Origin of the sequence: Micromonospora krabiensis, assembly GCF_900091425.1 — a bacterium.
Lineage (GTDB): Bacteria > Actinomycetota > Actinomycetes > Mycobacteriales > Micromonosporaceae > Micromonospora > Micromonospora krabiensis.
Map to the genome: position 1 here is coordinate 563547 of NZ_LT598496.1, position 17994 is coordinate 581540.

General features: G+C 72.9%; 5 protein-coding genes. 2 read left to right on the top strand and 3 right to left on the bottom strand.

Going from position 1 to position 17994, the window contains the following annotated elements; all coding sequences use genetic code 11:
* Window positions 1–98 precede the first annotated feature (98 nt).
* Complete coding sequence (locus GA0070620_RS02625; RefSeq protein WP_091588193.1) at window positions 99–473, top strand: hypothetical protein; 375 nt, start codon at window positions 99–101, stop codon at window positions 471–473.
* 90 nt (window positions 474–563) lie between these two features.
* On the opposite strand, the gene GA0070620_RS02630 is transcribed toward GA0070620_RS02625, so the two are convergent.
* Entirely contained in the window at window positions 564–1946 is a 1383-nt protein-coding gene (locus tag GA0070620_RS02630) for an RICIN domain-containing protein (RefSeq protein WP_091588195.1), read from the bottom strand.
* Between the two features lie 100 nt (window positions 1947–2046).
* On the bottom strand, window positions 2047–2424 hold the full coding sequence (locus tag GA0070620_RS32580; RefSeq protein ID WP_331713220.1) for a toxin glutamine deamidase domain-containing protein: 378 nt from the start codon (window positions 2422–2424) through the stop codon (window positions 2047–2049).
* 18 nt (window positions 2425–2442) lie between these two features.
* On the opposite strand from GA0070620_RS32580, the gene GA0070620_RS32885 reads away from it, so the two are divergent.
* Window positions 2443–2718, top strand: a complete 276-nt coding sequence (locus tag GA0070620_RS32885) for a hypothetical protein (protein ID WP_172836348.1) — start codon at window positions 2443–2445, stop codon at window positions 2716–2718.
* Window positions 2719–2729: 11 nt separating this feature from the next.
* Here GA0070620_RS32885 and GA0070620_RS02640 read toward each other — a convergent pair whose 3' ends face one another.
* Complete coding sequence (locus tag GA0070620_RS02640) at window positions 2730–17981, bottom strand: WXG100-like domain-containing protein (protein ID WP_157741512.1); 15252 nt, start codon at window positions 17979–17981, stop codon at window positions 2730–2732.
* Between the last annotated feature and the right edge of the window lie 13 nt (window positions 17982–17994).

Sequence of the window (17994 nt, forward strand, 5' to 3'; positions counted from 1 at the left end):
GAACCTTTCTCGACGCCATCGCGTCAAGAGGGACGTCGACTTTCCCGACCGGAGGATGAAATTGCGCAGCCAGTCGCAACCCTTGTTGCCGTATCCGGGTGAACCGCCTGTCGGTGCCCACCGGGCCGGGGTGTCGGTCACTGTTCTGTCGACGGCTCGCCGATCGCGAACGGGAGTCCTATTGCCGCGACGCGACACAGGGTGTCGGTGCGGTTCTGGCACCCCGCGGGCGAGTTCCGCAGACCTTCGACGAACTGCGATTCCACTACAGTCTGATCGTCGAACGGCAACTGACGTTCGACCGCCGGTTCACCGAACTGTATGAGCGGTTCCGCGACCGGGACCTTGCCGGCACACCGATGCGAGAACTGACCGGACTGGCCTCCCGTGCGCTCCCGCCGAGCCTCCTGAACGTGCTCCACCTGGTCGAGAATCCGGATGCACCGCTCCCGACGATGTCGCCCGCGGGCTGACCACACCGTCGCGCGTACGGACAGTACGAGGCGGTCCGATCGCCCACGCGACCGGACCGCCTCCGACCTCCGTCCGGCGGCCGGCTCAGTTCACCGCCAGCTCCACTTCTGGTTGTCCGTACCCGCGCAGGTCCACAGTTGCAGCCGGGTCCCGTTGCCCGTCTGCATGTCCTTCACGTCGACGCACTTGTCGGCCTTCCGGTTGACGATGTCGTGCGCCTTGTTCAATCCGATCAGCTGGGATGCGCCGCCGTTGCAGGCGCTCAGCAGGATCTTGGCGCCGTCCGCGGTCGAGCCGCTCGCCACGGTCATGCAGCGGCCGAAGGCGCGCAGCGTCCCGTCGCTGTACGGCGTCCACTGCTGGTTCGGCCCGCCGTTGCACGTCCAGATCTGAAGTTGTGGGTTGCTCGTGTACGCGCCGTCCGTCACGTCGAGGCACTTGCCGCTCTCGTGCCCGATGATCGCCCTAGCCGAGCCGCTGGGCTGCGCGGTCGAGGTGGTCTGCGGGGGACGGGGCGACGGCGTGTTCGTCCTCGCCTGCTGGGGCGGGGCCACCGGCGCCCTGGTCGTGGGCGGCGCGGCCGCCCCACCGACGGCGGGAGGGGTGACCCGGCCGGCTGACGGCGGGGTCGGCGTCCGTGCCGGTGCGACCCGGGTCGGCTGCCCCGCCGCGGTGGGTCGGGTCGCGGGCGGGCCCTCGCCCGCCGCCAGGAGGGCCGGATCCTCGTTGGCCGGGTCGTCGGTCGTCGTATCGTCCGGCGTGGCCGGGCTCGGGCTGACCGGGAGGAACTCCGGCTGGCGGGCGTACCAGGCGGCGAAGTCGACGACCGTGGTGACGTACGTCTTCGCCTGGTCCGGGACACCGTGGGCATCCCGCACGCTGGCCAGCCCGGAGTGGTAGGCGGCCAGCGACAGCGCCCACCGCTCGCCCCCGACGCCGGCCTGGCGGACCTGCCCCGACAGGTCGCACATGTGGTGGGCGAGCGCGACGATGTTCGCGCTCGGGTCGTCGCGCCGGGCCGCCGGGCCCGGCTTCCAGGTGTCCCAGACCGTATCGGTCAACCCGGCGATCCCACGGCCGCCACCCTCGGCGTCGGCCGTCGGGCTGAACGCCGAGGCGGCCATCAACTGGGCGGCGAGCCGTGCCGGGGTGAGCACCGGGCAGGAACGCGCGGCAGCGGCGATCGTCGGCAGTTCGCTGGCCGGCGCCGGGCGGCCGCTACGAGCCACGTCCTCGGGGGAGAAGCCGGTGAACCTCGTGGCGGCGACCACGCCGACCACGGCGGTGAGCACCAGTGGCAGTCCGACCGCCACGCTCCTGCGCAGCGGCGTGTTCAGCCGCCCCAGCCCCCGGCGGGCCTCGCCGCCGGACTCCTCAGCGGTCGTCGTCGAACGGCGTCCGACCGTGCCGGGCAGATCGTCGAAGAGTCGACGCAGCTTCGGCCCGCCCTCGGTCCCCGATGTGTGTGGCATCTGTCTCGCTCCCTCGCAAACGTCCCTCAGGCACGACGGAGCGAGCCGTCGTCCGGTTCATCATTCCCAGCCTGCCGAACCGGAACGCCAGTTCCCGGTCTCAGGCGGTCGCGCTCGGGGCGGGCTGACCCGCGCTCTCGGCCGGATCCGCGGACGGTGCCGTCGGCGGGTCTGCCGGTGCGGCCGGGTCGAGGATGCCGACCTGGCCCAGCGCGTCGGCGGGAACCGGTACGGCCCGGTCGTCGGGGGTGATGTCGGGGGTGAGGGGGAGGAAGTGCAGTGCGGCGTCGCGTGGGAGCCTGGCGACGGTGCCGGTCTGACCGTCGAGGAAGCTGACCGCGGGCCGACCTCCGATCGTGTGCCGGACGACGTTGAAGGCGTGTCCGAGGTCGCTGCCGGGGCGGTGGACGACGACGATGCCGCGTGCCCGGTCACCGGCGGCGAGCATCGCGGCGCGGACGGTCCCGATCTCCGGCACGGCCCAGACCTGGGAGCGGTGCTCGCCGAGGCCGAGTTGCTGTTGCTGTATGGCGACCAGGTGCCGGCCCGGCTGGGGTTGCGCGGGCGACGCCAGGTGGATCGCGGACGGGTCCCGATCCCGCAGCGCCATGTCCGTGGCCTGGACCGCGATGACATCGTGGCGAACTCGTCGGTGGCTCCCTGGTTGATCTGGTCCAACCAGGGGAACTCGGCATGGACCGACGCGTCGTCCACGTCGGACGGGGTGGCGACCGGCAGCATCGCCGGATCCACCGACGCGGCGCCGAGATGACCCCCGAGCGGTTATCCGGCCGGCGACGGACCGTCGGGTCGCTGCGGCTCGGTCCAGATGTGCACCTGCCGCCGTTCCTCGTCGCTCAGGGTCCTGCCGGCCAGTTCCGGCTTGCCGGACCATGGGTCGTCGCGCCGGTCCCGCGACACCACTTCGAGGAGGCCATCGGGCAACGCGGTGTCGCCGAGCAGCGCCTGGATGTCACCGAGCACCCGCCGGGTGGCGCTGCGCAGGACATTCGTCACGGCCTGCGCGCGCTCGGCGCTGGCGCCGGACTGGCCGCGCCTACCGCCGCCCTCGACCACGATGCGGGTGGTGGTCCGCCGGACGGCCCAGGCCCGCACCGCGTCGCGGACGATCTGGTACGCGATGGCGTCGATCCGGTCGCCCGCGCTCACGGACAGGTCCCGGCGCCCCTTGCCGAAGTCGACCGTCAGCGGCTGCTCCCGCCCACCCGGATCCGGGTGCCGCAGCATCCTTCGGCTCCGCCGGTCGATCTGCCGCGCTGCCTCGTCGATCTGGTCCACGTAGGTCAACGCCTGGTCCAGCGAGACCAGGGACTCGGGACCGAAGTACCGCAGCTCCTGCGGCGACACGGGGAAACCACCCGCCGGCGCCGGGGACGCGGACACGAAGTCCGTGCGGATCGCGGCCGCCTCGTGCTGGCCCAGGTAGCGGACGTCCTCGGAGAAGCCCAGGAGGGCGTTGTCGAGGTATTCGCGGATCGTGTAGTCGACGCGCGTGCCTGCCTCGCCCACACCGCCCTGGGAAGGGATGTCCAGCGGGCCGGTGAGCCCCGTGCTCGTGACGTACTCGCCGATCTCCGGGTCGGCCGCCGTGGCGTGCCGCTCGAACAGGTCTCGGATCATCGGAGCGTTCGTGGCGAGCCAACCCTGCACCCGTGGCGGTGTCGTCGCGTGCATCCCGGCCAGGGACAGCCGGGAGGCGACCGGGAGATCGTGCTTGATGAGCCCGTTTCTGCCGCGGGCGACCCACGCCGCCGAGGCGAGAGCGTGTTCGAACATGATCGCGGCGAACCCGCGTACGGTCATGACGTCGAAGTCGGCGGCGAGGAGCGGAACGTCCCGGGGGTGCACGCCGGCGTAGGCCGCCGCGACGGCGTCACCGAACGCCAACGAGGCCCGCAGGATGTCCCGGTGCCGCGACTCGCCCGTCCGGGTGTTCTCGGCGGCGAAGCGCATCAGGTCGTGCAGGCCCGACGGGTGTACGCCCGTCGTGTGCTGGAGGTAGACCTCGGGGCTCTTGTCGGTGACGACCGCGCGGGCCGCCTCCCGGTCCGCCTGGTAGCCCCGCTCGCGGGAGAAGACCTGACGGAGCTGGGGGAACGCGTACGAGTTCAGCCCCATGAGGTGCTGGTGCTCCGCCCGGACCGCGTCGAGCACCTGCCGGCGGTCGGCGAACTCGGTCTCGCCGTCGAGGTTGTTGTACGGCCGGGTCGCCAATTCGAGCACCGTCCGGTGGTTTCTCCGATCGGTGACCACCTTGATGAACCGTGACTCGGCGACGTCGTGCGTCTCCGCGTTCGTCGTGACCCATGTTTCGAGTTCGCTGCCCGATGCTCCCGGTTCGCCGTGGGACCCCGTGTCGACCAGGGCGTCGACGGTGCGGCCCGCCGGGTCCGTCCCGCCGGTGGCAGGCGCGATGCTGTCCGGGAGCGTGGGCACCGGGTGTCCGGAGCCGTCGATCCGCAGGGTCCGGGTGCCGGGCGCGGTGAGGGCCCGCGACCACCCGTCCCCACCCGCCGCGTCGAAGCGGAACGGCGTGTCGTACCGGCCCGGGTTCTGCGGGTCGACCACGCGGACGACGGTGCGGCCGTCGTCGTCGGGTCGCGCGTCGGCCATGAGCCAGAAGACATGCCCCCGGTGGAAGGTCTCCCGGACCAGCACCGCCTCGCCGGGGGCGAGGGTGTCGACCAGCGTGGAAGGGTTCGGCGTGACGACGGGTGCGCCGTCGAGCGCCTGGGTCAGATCGGCGAACCGGGGGGTCGTCACCGCGTCCGTGCTGGCGCGGTTTCCGACCCGCCCATAGCGGACCACGTACGCCGCCCAGGCCAGTGCCACGCAGTCGGCGAAGTCGCGGCTGACCGATCGGGTCTCCGTGTCGTGGATCCAACGGGCGAGATCGTCGTGCCGCCGACCGGAGCTGCCCGACACGGCGTGGATCGCCTCGTTCAGGATCGCGACCGCGTGTGGAGCCGGCATCGGCTGGCGGTCCTGGTGGGCCGGCCGTCCCGATAGGAACGAACTCGGGGCGTCGTTCCCGACCCCGTACGGATACGGCAGGGGTCGCAGCCCGGCACGTGACCGTGCCTGCTGCTCCCGCCGGTCGGCGGCCTGCGATTCCAGCCCGGCCGCGGGAGCGTCGTCGCTCCTCGACGGCGTGCTGCGCGTCGGCTCGCCCGGGTCCACCGTGCCGCCGACCGCTCCGGCAGACACATCCGTGGCCGCCCTGGGTGCGGAGGCCGACTCGGGGGTGAGTGGATGCGGCAGGGACAGCAGGGCGGCCCGCGTCCGAGCGTCGTCGGTGCGACGGAGGCGCACGGCGACGTTGGCCGCTGCTGGCGTCCCGGCCGGCGATCCAGCCGCCATCCGGGCCGGCACGGGGGTGGAGGGAGCGAAGGGGAGCGTGACGGAGTCAATGTTGCGGCCCACCCGACGAACCTTCGTCACTGGGACGAAGACGGCGTTCTCCTGCGTCTGCCAGATCCGCCACAGGTAGCGCACCGCGATGAGGTCGGTCACCCCGTCGCGGTTCGGCAGGAAGCCCATCAGCCCGGGGTGTGCGGTGCGACGCGGCATGCGGTCGAGTGGACGACGGTCCGGGTCGCCCGATGCCGGCGACCGTGGTGGCGGGGCCGCGAACACCCGGACCGGCCGGGCGTCCGGGCCGAGGGACCGCTCGGACGGATACTCGTCGTTGAGGCCGAGCAGGTGCAGCATCTCGTGCAGCAGGACGTCCTGGACGAACTGCTCGCCGCGCGGGTCGGCGGCCGGCGTCGCGCTCGGGTCGGCGGCCGGTTCGGCGTGGCGCAGGAGGCTGACCGGCCAGGTCGCGCTGGTGGCGTTCACCCCTGGGTCGGCGAGTGCCTGCGGGACGTCGATGACGTGCTGCGCCTCGGCCTCGCCGGTGAACTCCACCCGCAGGTGGAACTGGTCGCCCTCGGGCAGGCGCAACCGCTCGTTCATCTGCCGCACCGCACGCTCGGCCTGTCGCCGCAACCGAGCCACCTCGACCCGTGAGACGCCGTCACCGGGACGAAGGTGCAGGCGCAGCCGGAAGACACGCACCATGGTCGTGTCGACCACCGTGCCCTGCGCGGTGGTCTCGGACAACTCGACCCGGGCGACGTCGTACCGCACCTGCGCGGAGTAACGGCCGACCAGCACCGGCTCGCCGATGGGATCGGTGACATCGCCGGTCTCACCGGACACCGTACGAAACGCCGCGGCCGGCAGCGCCGTCACGATGTCGTCCACCCGCTGCGCTGTCGAGGTGGTCGCCCACCAGCCCGATCGGCTGTCGCGGACGCCTGCGCCGCCGGTGTTCCATGTGCTCAGCGGATCCCGGACGGGCATTTTGGCGTCCCGGACCGGTGGCGGCAACGGGGGTGGCTCGACCCGGATCAGCGTCGTCGGCGGCGGTCCGCTTAACGGTGGCGCGTCCCGCAGCTCCATCGCCACCCGTACGTCAACCGTGTTCACCACGGCGTCGATCTCCGCCGAGGTGGGCGGAGTCTGCCGGGCGGTCGCGACCGCGTCCCTGATCTCGTCGGCGGTCGGCGGATCGGCGTCGGCCCTTTTCGCGTCATGGCGGGCGTTGACCGCGGCGACAGCCCGGTCCTCCGCGAGCGCCTCGCTGACCGCGGCGCGGAGCTCCTGGCGGAACAGCAGCTGGACCATGGCGCGGGAGGCTCTTGCTCTCCCCTCTTCGCCCGAGCCCGGCTGATGCTGGCCGACCAGCGTGACCCGTGGGCCGCCGGTCGAGGTGCGGTGTGCCGAGACGGCGAGTCGGGCGACCTCGGTGACCACCTCCCGGACCTGGGCGCGGACCTCCGGCGGCGGGGATCCCCGGAACGGTGTCACCGCCGTCGTCCGGCCGGTTGCCGGGTGACGCGCCGAGTCCACCTGTCCGGGAGTGGCCGCGGCCGGAGCCGCGGGTGGCAGCGTCGGGGGTCGAATGCTGATCTGCGTCGGCGGGGGGTGCGGCGACCCACCGGGCGCCTGCCGCAGTACGGTCCGGGTGCTGACCCCGTTGACGACGGCGTTGACCTTTCCGTCGAGGCCGACATCGTCGGGCTCACCGTCGAGGAGCAGTCGCCGTACGGCGTTCCGGAGCTCCGCCTGGAACAACAGCTGAACCCGCGCGCGGGCGGTCCGGGCAGCGCTCTCGTCGGGGCCCTCGTGGTGTTGGCCGATCAGCGTGACCCGGGGGCCGTCGACCGAGGCGTGATGGGCAGAGACGGCGAGCTGCGCCGCCTCTTCCGCCGCCTCGCGTACCGCGGCGTGGACCTCCGGCGAGGCCGGCGTCCGCGGCACGGCGTGCACGCGGGGCGTGGGACGCGAGCCGACGGTCCGCAGCCGCACCCAGTCCGCCGTCGAGTCCGTGCGGGGGTCCCGAGCAGCGTCGAGAGCGGCCGGGTCCGCAGCGGAGTACTCGACGGTCACCCGGGGCCGCACCGGGGAATTCCTTCGCTGGGCCCATCGGGTCAGGCCGAGGTTCAGCTCCCGGTGCACGACACTCTCCAAGGAGGTGCCGAGTGTCCGGAGGGTCTCCGCGTCACCGCGCGCGCCGACGACGAGCGTGACGGCCATCGTGCTGCCCGCATCGGGCCCTCCGGGCCACATCGCGTCCAGCGCCGCGTCACTGGTCTCGGCGGCCGCCCACCTCTTGATCCAGGCCAGCGTCCGCGCACCCGCTGCCGCGTCGGGCGACAGGTCCGCGTCCGGCGACCCGGCCCGCGCTGTCGCCAAGCGCTCCCGCAGCGCCGGGCCGTAGAGGACGTCGGCGCGATCCGCCGGGTCGACCATGGTCGCGAGCCCGGGCACGATCAGCGTGTCGTCGACCGGCACCGGAGGCGCCGGTATGGCGCTGCCTGTCTCGGGGACTTCGTGGGTGGACGGCGACTGCTTCGCGGACGACGGTGGCAGGACGGTCCCGTCCGACCGCGACGCGGGTTCGGCGGGCTCACGCGCGGGCGGCACAGCGGGGTTGTCGGCCCGTCGCCCGGCTGCTGCGGCCGGCGCCGGACGGTCGCCCAGCCAGCCCCCTGCCGTCGTGGTGGTGCGCAGCGGCGCCGTCCGGGCCGGAGCGGAGGACGGCGACGGCACGGTTTCCCCCGAGGCGCTGCCGGTGGTGGTGGGCCGCTCGGGCACCTGATGGTCGGTCGTCCGCAGCGGTGCGGTCCGGACCTCTTCCGGGTCCGCGACGTGTCGGAGCGGATGCGGCAGGGGTGCCAGGATAGCCCGCTCCCGCGCCGCACGCTCCTGTCGGCCGCGCCCCGAGTGTGCCCATGCACGCCGATCCCCGGCTTCTGCCGTACCACCGGCGGGCGTCGGCGTGGCGGGTATCGGAATCATCCGTTGGTGCTGCTCGCGGACGTCGGGTCCGGGCGGCGCGGACACGGCAGCGACAGTCGACGGTGGGAGGGGCGGCGGTGGGAGGGGCGACGGCGGCCCCGAGGTGTCGAGTGACGGCCGGCGCGGGGGCGCGGGTCGCACCGAGCCGTCCGGGCCGAGGATCACGACGCGCAGGTCGCTCGGCCCTCCCGCCCCGGGCACCCGGCGCGGGGCGCCCTCCGTCGAGGCGTCCGCGACCCGCGTGAGCCGGTCATCTGTCGCGGCCCGCGCGTCAACCCAGTGGATCTCACCCTCGATGGTGTGGTAGACGACGTAGCCGGCGGACAGGTCCGTGGTGAGGACGAGGGCGCTGCTGCCTGGGGGCGAGGACCGGACCAACGCCACGATCGCCTCGCGCGATGGTGGGGGCTGCCAGCGCTCCGGGGATGGCAGGTGGACCACTTCGTCGCTGTCGACCGGCCGCGCGCCGACGCCGGCTGGATACAGCTGCGCGCTGAGCGCCGCGAGCATTCTCGGCCCGTCGGCGTTCGGGCCGGCCGCGCTGACGGCCCGGTCGACGCTTCGCGCCAGACGCTCGCGGGTGAACACCCGACCGTTGACCAGACGCTCGCTCAACGCGGGGTTGGCCGCCAGCAGGTCGTCGGGGGAACGTCGGCTCAAGCCGTACAGGCCGTCGGCGGAGGGGAACTCGACCGTCTGCCCGCCCGGCAGGTGCGCGACCACCGTCACGCGGTACCGGTAGTACGTGTGGTTCGCGCTCGACTCCGTGTTGTACTCGCTCGTCTCGGCGAGCTCTGCGGCGGAGTCCCGGCCACCGTCGCGACCCCCCTTCCAGCCTCCGCGACCGCCGAAGAGCGTCGCCGGCCCGATGTCGCGTCCGGCGATCTCGGGGATGACACCCCCGTGTGCTCCGCTCGCGGTGCTGCGTCCCGTCACCGGCGTGGTCTCGTCCTGCGCGTACTGCCGGCTCTTGTAGGTCGGGGTGAGCGGCAGGCCGTTGCCGTCCAGCAGCTGTGCCACCTCGGTGAGGACGACGCCGAGCCGGACGGAGGTGCCCGGTACCTGGTACTGGTGGGCGAGGAGCGCCTGCATTCGGGGACGGAGGTTCGACTCGGCGACGAACTGGTCGGCATCGACGAGCGAGTCGCCGACGGTGAACGCGGTGAGCCCGCGCAGATAGCCGGCGAACCCGGTCCCGGCCCGACTCAGCTCGCCCGTCCTGGACAGGGCCTGCGCGAGATTCCGGCGGAGCCTCTCGTTGATCGGGAAGGCGAGCGGGATGAAGGTGGGATCGCCGGCGACGAGTCGGTTGAGGCCGGCGTTCAGCTCCGGCGACTCGTACCGCCGAGATACGTCGGTGGGCTGGCCGACGCGCGCCAGGGACTCCCACTGCGGTCCACGGGTACCGGCCGGAGGGCCGGCCGGGGCGGTCAGGGTCTCCGGCACCAGACGACGCACGCTACCCGACGTGGACCGCCGATCCTCCCAGGTCCCCGTCCGGAGCGTGTAGCGGAGGTCGATCGTGAACTGCACATCGTTGACGAACTCGTATGACTTCTTCGTGCCGTGCCGGAAGATCGTCGTGACGCTGTGCTCCTGGCCCTGGCTACGGGACGCGTCCCAGGTGTGCTCGTAGCGCGCCGCGCCGCCAGCCATGCTTGTGGCGAAGGAGCCACGCCCACGGAACGCGGCGGCGAGGGCAGTGGAACTGCCGGTCGAGCTGTCCCCGTCGTCGGAGACGACCGACTCGCCGCGGAGGGTCAGGTTCGTCTCGAAGCGCTCCCGGTCCGACCGCACGGTGCCGAGGGTCGCGCTGACCCGCACGAAGAGGTATCCGGTGCCGAACGGGCCGGGAACCGCGAACCACTCCGCGACGCCGCTGCCGAACAGCGCGAACGCCTGAAGCTCGAGGGCGCCCATCGAGAAGGTGCGGCTCAGCGATTCGCGGAGAGGGTCAGGAGGTCCCTGACCGTCGCGGGCGAGGACGCCTCGATCGGCGAGCGTGTCGAGGATGAGCACGAGAGGGGGGTTGTCGCTTCGCAGTTGCTCGACGTGGCTGGAGGCGCGGCCGACATGCGGATCCAGCTCACGCCGGAGTGGGCGGGCATCCGGGCGATGCGGCGACTTCCCCTTGTCCGCCTCCGTCGGCGGCGAAGCGGGCCTGCCCGTCTCCGTCGCCTGTGGCAGGCCGAGCCCCCAGGCGATGCGGTTCGGCACGTGGAACTCGAGGCCGTTGTGGAGGTCCAGTGTCGCCTCACGTCGCGTGGGCGGCACCTTCCCACCCGCCCAACTCGTGACGGTCACCTCGAATCGGACCCGGCCGGCGCGATAGGTGTGCACCTGGCCCTTGTAGGTGGCGCGGGTGATGTCGATGCTGCCGGATCCCACGGCAGTCGAACTGCTCCACGACCGCGAGTACCGGGCGGCGCCGTACCCGCCGACGGTGTGGCCCGACGACTCGTCGTCGGCGCCCTGTTCCGCGTGCCCGATGCGACCGACGGGGCCGAGGCCGAGGGCGGCCCGCCCCGACCACTCGGACTCGCTGCCGCTGTCGAACTGCGAGGTCGCCTGTGCGTACTGTTCGACCTCGACGCCGGTGCTGTCGCCCAGGTGCCGGACGTCGTAGATCCGCGCCGAGATCTCGACCACCGTGGTCCGGTCGGCCCGCCTGTCGAGGGTGATGCTCCAGCGATGGTCCCCAGCCGTCAGGTCGGCGAAGAAGGCGCCGAGTTCCGTGGGCACGGCGAGGCCGGCGTCCCACAGCTCGGCGGGCCAGTTCCGCGGGTTACGGTGCCACCCCCCGTCCCGGCCGGTCACCTCCCCGTAGAGGCGCGCCACCAGCGCCGGTAGCTCGGGCAGTTCCACGAAGCGCGGGTAGACGCCGGAGACGCCTTGTGAGTGGAACGGCACGGGTTCCTGGTTGTTCGGTATGGCGGGCGGACGCTGACCGGACGGGAAGACCTCGACACCGATCGCGCCCGCCGTCGCGGGTGGCGAAGCCTTCGGAAGGAGTTCGTCCGATACGACGACCTGCTGCTGGATGTCGCTCCCCGCGAGCAGCCACCGGTGCGGCGTGCCCGGGTCGGTCCACACGGTGATCTCGTAGGCGAGAGCGTAGTCGAACTGCACGACTTCGCTGTCGGTCTCGAAGCGGCGATAGCTCTTCACGCTCCGCGAGCGGGAGCGTTCGGAGCTGTGCTCGTATCCGACGCCGACCTGCATCCCGGGGATCTGCATTTGGACCGGCCGGTCCTGGAACAGCGTGATGCTGCCGGTCAACCCGAGATAACCGCCGACGCTGGTCGTGACGCCGGTGCCCGTGTCACTGGTCGACAAGGCCCGGTCGTTGACCCGCATCTTGTACCTCTGTTGACCGACGAGGTCGAGCGTGCGGGCGGTCACCAGCACGTGGACAGTCCGCCCGGAGATGTCGAACGTCGAGTAGATGCCCGTCTTCAGCCGCCCCGGATCGGCCTCGAGCGCCATCAGGCCGTACCGGAGGCCGACACGGAACTGCACCTGCGCCCAGCTCTGCGTGCCCGGCGAGAAGTCGTCCATCCCGACGTGCTCGCGGACCGAAAGCTGCCACCCGGCGGTTTCCCGCAGCGCCGCCATCACGTAGGGCGCGACCATGTGGCCGCCCGGCAGGCCGATCGTGGTGCCCACCCCGTCACCGCGCCGTGCCGCCAACGCGAGCGGCTCCCGGTGCGCCCCTCCCGCCTTCGGCGGTGCTGCCGGTCGGTGCGGCTCGCGCACCTGCGGCGCGTTCTTCCGTACCCTGCCCAACTCCGGCGCGTTGTCGGCGACCGACCGCCTCCTCAGGTCGGCCGGTGTCACCGCCATCGACGGTGCGACCGCGTCGTGCCATGTTCCGGGCGCGGATATGAGCCCACCGACGTGTCGGATCTCGAAGGCGGCCCGGTCGTCCTTGGGCACCCCGAACTCGGCCCAGACCATCTCGCTTTGCCAGCCGACCCGGTGCGTCTCGGAGGAGAACTTGAGGTTGACCTGTATCTCCGCCGCGTGCCGTTCGTGGTCCGACGTCCGGACCAGGATGGGGTGGTTCATCCCCTGGTTGCCGACCTGGTCGTTGACCGCACGGCCGACGTCCATCTCGACGGCGGGCCCGCCCCCGCCGTGACGCCTCCTATTCCCGCTGATGCGGGGCAGCGGGACGGAGGCGGAGACGGCGGTCGTGCTGCTCGTGGACGTCCCTCGCACCACACCGAGGTCGTCCCGGATGGTGACCTCCGACGCCGTGTCCAGGTACTGCAGACGCTTGACGACGAACTCGACTGTCAGGTGCCCGCGGAAGTCCCGTCCCGCATCGATCGGGACAACCAACTCCTCGCTCGAGTCGCCGTGATGGAACAGCCACCGGCTGCGGGCCAGCGCGGTCCGTTCGTTGAGCAACATCCGGGTGAACCGCTCGGCCACCGCCGCCGCGGCGGCCGGCGGCAGGTTGCTCGCGCGCAGCGCGCGGTGAAGGGCCGCGACGGCGGGGTCGAGGTGGATGGCGGTCAGCACCTCGTGGGCGCCGGCCGGTTCCTCCTTCGCCCTCGCCTCCGCCTTCGCTCTCTCCGCCGCCGTGTCGGCGGCGGCCTGCCCGGCCGGCGGCCGGGGGGTGGGGTCGGCCCGGGTGAGGTAGGGCGAGGGGAACTGCGTGATGAGCATGCTGTCGGCGGCACGCGGGATCGTGCCGGTGCCCCACCGCGTCCCGTCCACGTAGAGGTCGACCGCTAGGCCGCTCGTGTAGGCGGGACCACCGTTGAAGAAGAGCTTGCGTCCCGAGAGCACCCGGTAGGTCGATGTGTTCGACGCCGATCGCTGGTAGTCGAACTCGAAGGGGACCTGAAGCGATACGAGCGCGTTCCCCATGCTGAACAACGCGTCCGGGCCGACGGTCCCCGCGTGACTGCTGGAGCGTTCCTGCGTGGTCTCCGCCGCGGTGGAGCCGAACACCACGACGAACTTCGTCTCCTGCCCGCCGTCCTTCTTCGCTACCTGTGACTGGACGTCCTCGAGCCGAGGTTTGATCCAGACCAGGCGCCCGTCGATCGCACCGGTCCAGCCCTCACGCAGCAACGTGTCCCAGCGCTTGGCGTTCTCCGCGTCGGAGGCGAGATCGGCGAGCTGCTCGGGGGTCGTCGGCCGTGCCCCGCCTGGGGTGTGGCCGACGATGCCGAGCAGGTCCTCCAGTTGCCGGGTCACACCGTCGCGCAGTGCGGGGGAGACGGCCAGGTCGGGGGAGACGCGATCCGGCAACCCGCGCATGATCCCGGCGGCCCGTACCGCGGGATCGGGGTATCCGGCCGACACCACGCGCATCGTGCCCAGCGCGCCGTGCCTGACGTACCAGGGAGCCGGCGAGCCGGACGGCTCCTTGTCCGTCGGGACGGGCGGACCGGACGACGGCGGGACCGGCTTGGCCGGCTCGACTGGCTTGTTCAGCTCCACCGGTTTGTTCAGCTCGACCGGTTTGTTCGGCTCGACCGGAGCGCCGGATGTCCGGGCAGGACCGGGCGGGCCCATGGTGGGGGCGGACCGGGTGTGTTCGGCCGGCTCGTTCGATGGTCTGTCGACGGCGCGACGTGCGCGCTCGACCAGTTCCTTCCTGATCTCGGGGCGGACGGGCACGTGCTCGTCCGGGTCGATCACCGGCATATCGACGGTCAGGCGTTGACCCCATCGCGGCCCGCTCGGCGCCTGCGGCGGGAGGGCCGTCGAATCGCCTCGACGGATACGGCCGTCGTGCGGCGGTGGAGCAACCGGCGTAAGCGACGGTATCCACCCGTCGTAGTGGTCGTTGCCGACGCGCATCAGGTACAGCACGGGCGAGGACGCGTCCCTCGCGACGGTGTCGGGGTTGACGTACCCCCGGGGCACTTCGGGCGAGGCGACGACCAGACGCGCGCCCAGCGCGTCGGCGAGCAGGACGGGGTAGCCGTCGCCGCGCCCGCTCTCCCAGGTGTGGCCCCAGTCGGCGACGTCCCGCGCGAGCTGGGCGCGGTCGCGGTCCGTGATTGGCGTGTCGGCGTTGCGCCGTGCAGGCGGCAGGCCGGCGCGGATCGAGACGGCCCCGAACCGCTGCGGATCCAAGTCGAAATCCTCCGGGCGCTGCACCATCCGGGCAAGCCGCCCGGCGAGGGCTTGGACGGTCGCGTTGAGCTGTCCGTCGTCGAGAACCCGCCGGGCGCCGTCCGGTTCGGCCAATCGCCGCTCGACGGTCATCAACCACTCGGCTGCGCGGCGCTCGTTGTCGAGCACCTGGGCGGCCGTCCGGCTCTGTCCCGGCTCGGGGGGCCTCGGGTCCGCCCGGGTCAGAAGGGCGGCAAGCCGGGTGGGGACCGACAGGACGGCCGAGGTGAGCATGCACCAGCCGTTCCCTCGTACGGTCACCCTCTCGAACGTCTGCCCGGGAGCCGTGACCGGAGAACTCACCGGAGGAGGAAGGAGAACACCTTCCGGCGCCGGGACCCGTGACGACCGTGCGGCGGGTCCGGACGTGGGAGAGGATGGCGACGGCGGCGGGGGACCGGCGGACCGCGGGTCGGGACCGACCGGTCCGCCCTCCGACTGACCACCGAGATCGGCGCGGCTCGTCTCGTACCCGTTCCGCCGGCCGGAGGTCCGTCGGGGCAGAGCGGCGAGGGGGATGACCTCGGGGGCGTCGGTCAGTGTGGACGGCGTGCCAGGGATGCCGGGGGGAGACGTCGGGGTCGGCGGCGGTCCCGCCGCGAGGGACTCGTGGCTCGGCGCCGACTCGGCGCTCGCCGGTCTCCGGGTCGGTGCTCCACCGAGGTGGGCCCGATCGGTCTCGGCCGTGCGACCGTCGCGCGCCTGCCGGGAGGCCCCGTAACGGTGGTCAGTGGGAGCGTCGATGATCGCCCGGGCGGTGGATCGGGATTCGGGTCCGGCCGGTGTGAGCAACGCGGACTCGGCGCCGGTGGGGTCGAGGATGACGACCCGCGCGGCGGTGGGTGGCCCGAGCACATCGGTGGTGACGAGGCGTTCCCCTCGCGGGTTCTGAGGCTCCAGCCATTGCAGCGGCCGATGTGGATCCGTGGTGTGGTGCAGGGCGAACGCGTGCCCGATGCCGCGTGGCTGTTGCCACAGGACGAGGGCGGTACTGCCCGCGCCCGCCCGCGTGACGGCCCGCTCGACGTCCGCCCAGGACGAGACGGCGTGCCAGGTCGCACCGCCGCCGAGCCGGTCGGCGACGTGGCCGGTGCCGACCGTGCGGTCGTCGGTGGTGCCGAGGGAGCGGGCGACCGGGACCCGGCGTGGGTAGATGGCCTGCTGGATCGCGTGGAGAAGCTCGACGCAGTGGCCGGGGTCGGGCTGCTCCGCCCCGTCCCCACGTGGCGGCGTCCGATCGGCGACCTCGTCGACGAGTCGTTCGACGGCGGCGTGGTCGAGCGCCACCGGCGGTTGGACCCCGAACGTGTGAGCCTCGGCCGGCACCGCCCGGTCACGGTCGTCGGGCCTGGGCGCCCCTCGGCGCGGATCGGGCGTGGTCTCGTCCAGCCGGGTGGGCGGGGTCTCGCCGAGGCGTTGTGTCGCATGGCCCGCCGGCGGGGCCGGTGTGGCGTACGCCGGGGCGGCGGGGTGGGCCCCGGATTCGCTTGTGTCGGCCGGTGCCCCGGTGGTGGGAACCGGGGCCGGCTGTCGGAGGCCGCCGGGGGCCAACCCGGGGGCGGCGCCGTCGATGCGGGTGGGGCCCGTCGCCGTGGCCCCGCCGCCCGTGCCCGCGGTGGTGGCGCCGGTGCTGCCTGGGCTTCCCGTGCCTGCGCTGCCTGCGCTGCCTGCGCTGCCTGCGCTGCCTGCGCTGCCTGCGCTGCCTGCGCTGCCCGCGCCGGGGGCGGTGCCCGTGCCCCCGGTGGTAGCTGCGCTGCCGGCGCCTGTGCTGGTGCCGGGTCCGGTGCTGCCGCCCGCGCCCGTGCTGCCTGCGCTGCCGGGGCCGGCGGTGCCCGTGCCTGCGGCGGTGCCCGTGCCTGCGCCGCTGGTGGCCACGGCGGCGCTGGTGCCGCCGTGGCCTGCGGCGATGCCACTGCCCGCACCGGGGCTGCCGATGCCTGCGCCGGTGCCCGGGATGCCGGGGGCGGCCGCGGCACCGGTGCCCGGTGCGACCCCGCCGCCGAGGGGCGGAGCGGTGCCGCCGGACGGTGAACCGGCGGCACCGGGGGTCGTCGGTGGCCCGCTCGCCGGAACGGCCTGGACGTCGGTGCCGCTGCCGGTGCCGCTGCCGGTGTCCGTGTCCGTCACCACCGGTGCGACGACGGCCTCGGGCGGGAGGCCGGGGTCGTAGGACAGTTCGACGGGGACGACGGTGACGGGTGGCGGGACGTAGAGGTCGTTGTCGGTGCCTGAGGTCGGGCGGCCGGCGCTGTCAGTCGTGGTGCCACCCGTGCCGCTGCCCACGCCGTTGCGGGGACCGCCGGACTGCGGCGCGCCGCCGCTGGTGGTGGGCGGCGGGGTGGTCGTAGCGGCGTCGTAGGGCGGTGGGCTGCCCGGCGTGGCCGCGGCGTCCGGCTTTCCGGGCGGTGTCGATCCCGCGGCGGGGGGCAGGTTCGGGCCGTGCGTGTAGTCGCGCAGGTTCCGGCCGGCCGCGCTGCCGAGCCAGCTGGCGGCTCCTGAGAGCCCGCCGGCGACGGCGGCGGCGGGGCTCCACTGCCACCCTTCACCGGTGATCAAACCGTAGCTGGCCTCGCCGACGACCTCGGTCGCGCCCTCGTGCAGAACCTCGCCCAGAAGGTTGTCGTGGTTCTTGGCGGGGTCCCGCACCGCGTACGGCGGCGGCGCGTCGGGGTCATGTCGCGAGTACGCGGGCGGCAGGTCCGGGTCCTTGCCGGTGTTCGGGGTGGGCCCGTCCGCGGCGCCCTTGCCCGGCCCGGCGACGGGGGTGGGTCCGTCCGCGGCGCCCTTGCCCGGGCCGCCGATCGGGAGGGGTCCCTTGGGGCCGAACAGGTCCTTCAGCGGGCCCTTGTTGATCAGGCGGGCACCGATCGCCCCACCTCCGGCGCCCAGCACCAGACCGACGAGGCCGACCCAGGACCCGACCGCCGCTGAGTTCCTGGTCAGTTCCGAGTTCCAGCCGTGCTGGTGCCCCTCCTTGATCATGATCGTCTGCGCGATCACGTCCATCAACACCTGTAGACCGACACCGGCGACCTGGGAGAGCACGACCGCCACGATCAGCTGGGCGAGCCACTCCGCGATCGCCAACTGCGCGGCCAGCAGCTCCGCCGCGAGTTCCGACAGGACCTCCGGGAACAGCCACGCCAGCGCGAGCGCGATCGCCACCTCGATCATCAACTGGATGACCGACAGGAAGATCATCAGCTTGGCGTACTCGACCTGGTTCGCCGTCTTGGCCAGCTCGTCGCCGGAACGCCGCACGTAACGAGACGCCACGAACAGATAGCCGTCGTCGCCGAGGTAGTCCTGCATCGCGGCGACGAAGGCCCGCTCCGCGTCGCCCATCACCCCGTCGCGGATGCTGGCCACACCGGCGGCGAACACCGGAATGGCCTGCTCGATGCCGTCGCCGGCCTCGACGAAGGCCTCCGCCAACGCCCGCAGCTTGTCCGGATTCGTGGCCGGATACTCCTCGCCCGTCAGCCAATGGAGGAAAGCGGCCATGTCGTCGTTCATCTCGAGGTTCACGAACACTCACCTC

Excerpts from the sequence above, each read along its gene's own strand:
- GA0070620_RS02630 (WP_091588195.1), bottom strand. The coding sequence starts at position 1,946 with ATGCCACACACATCGGGGACCGAGGGCGGGCCGAAGCTGCGTCGACTC.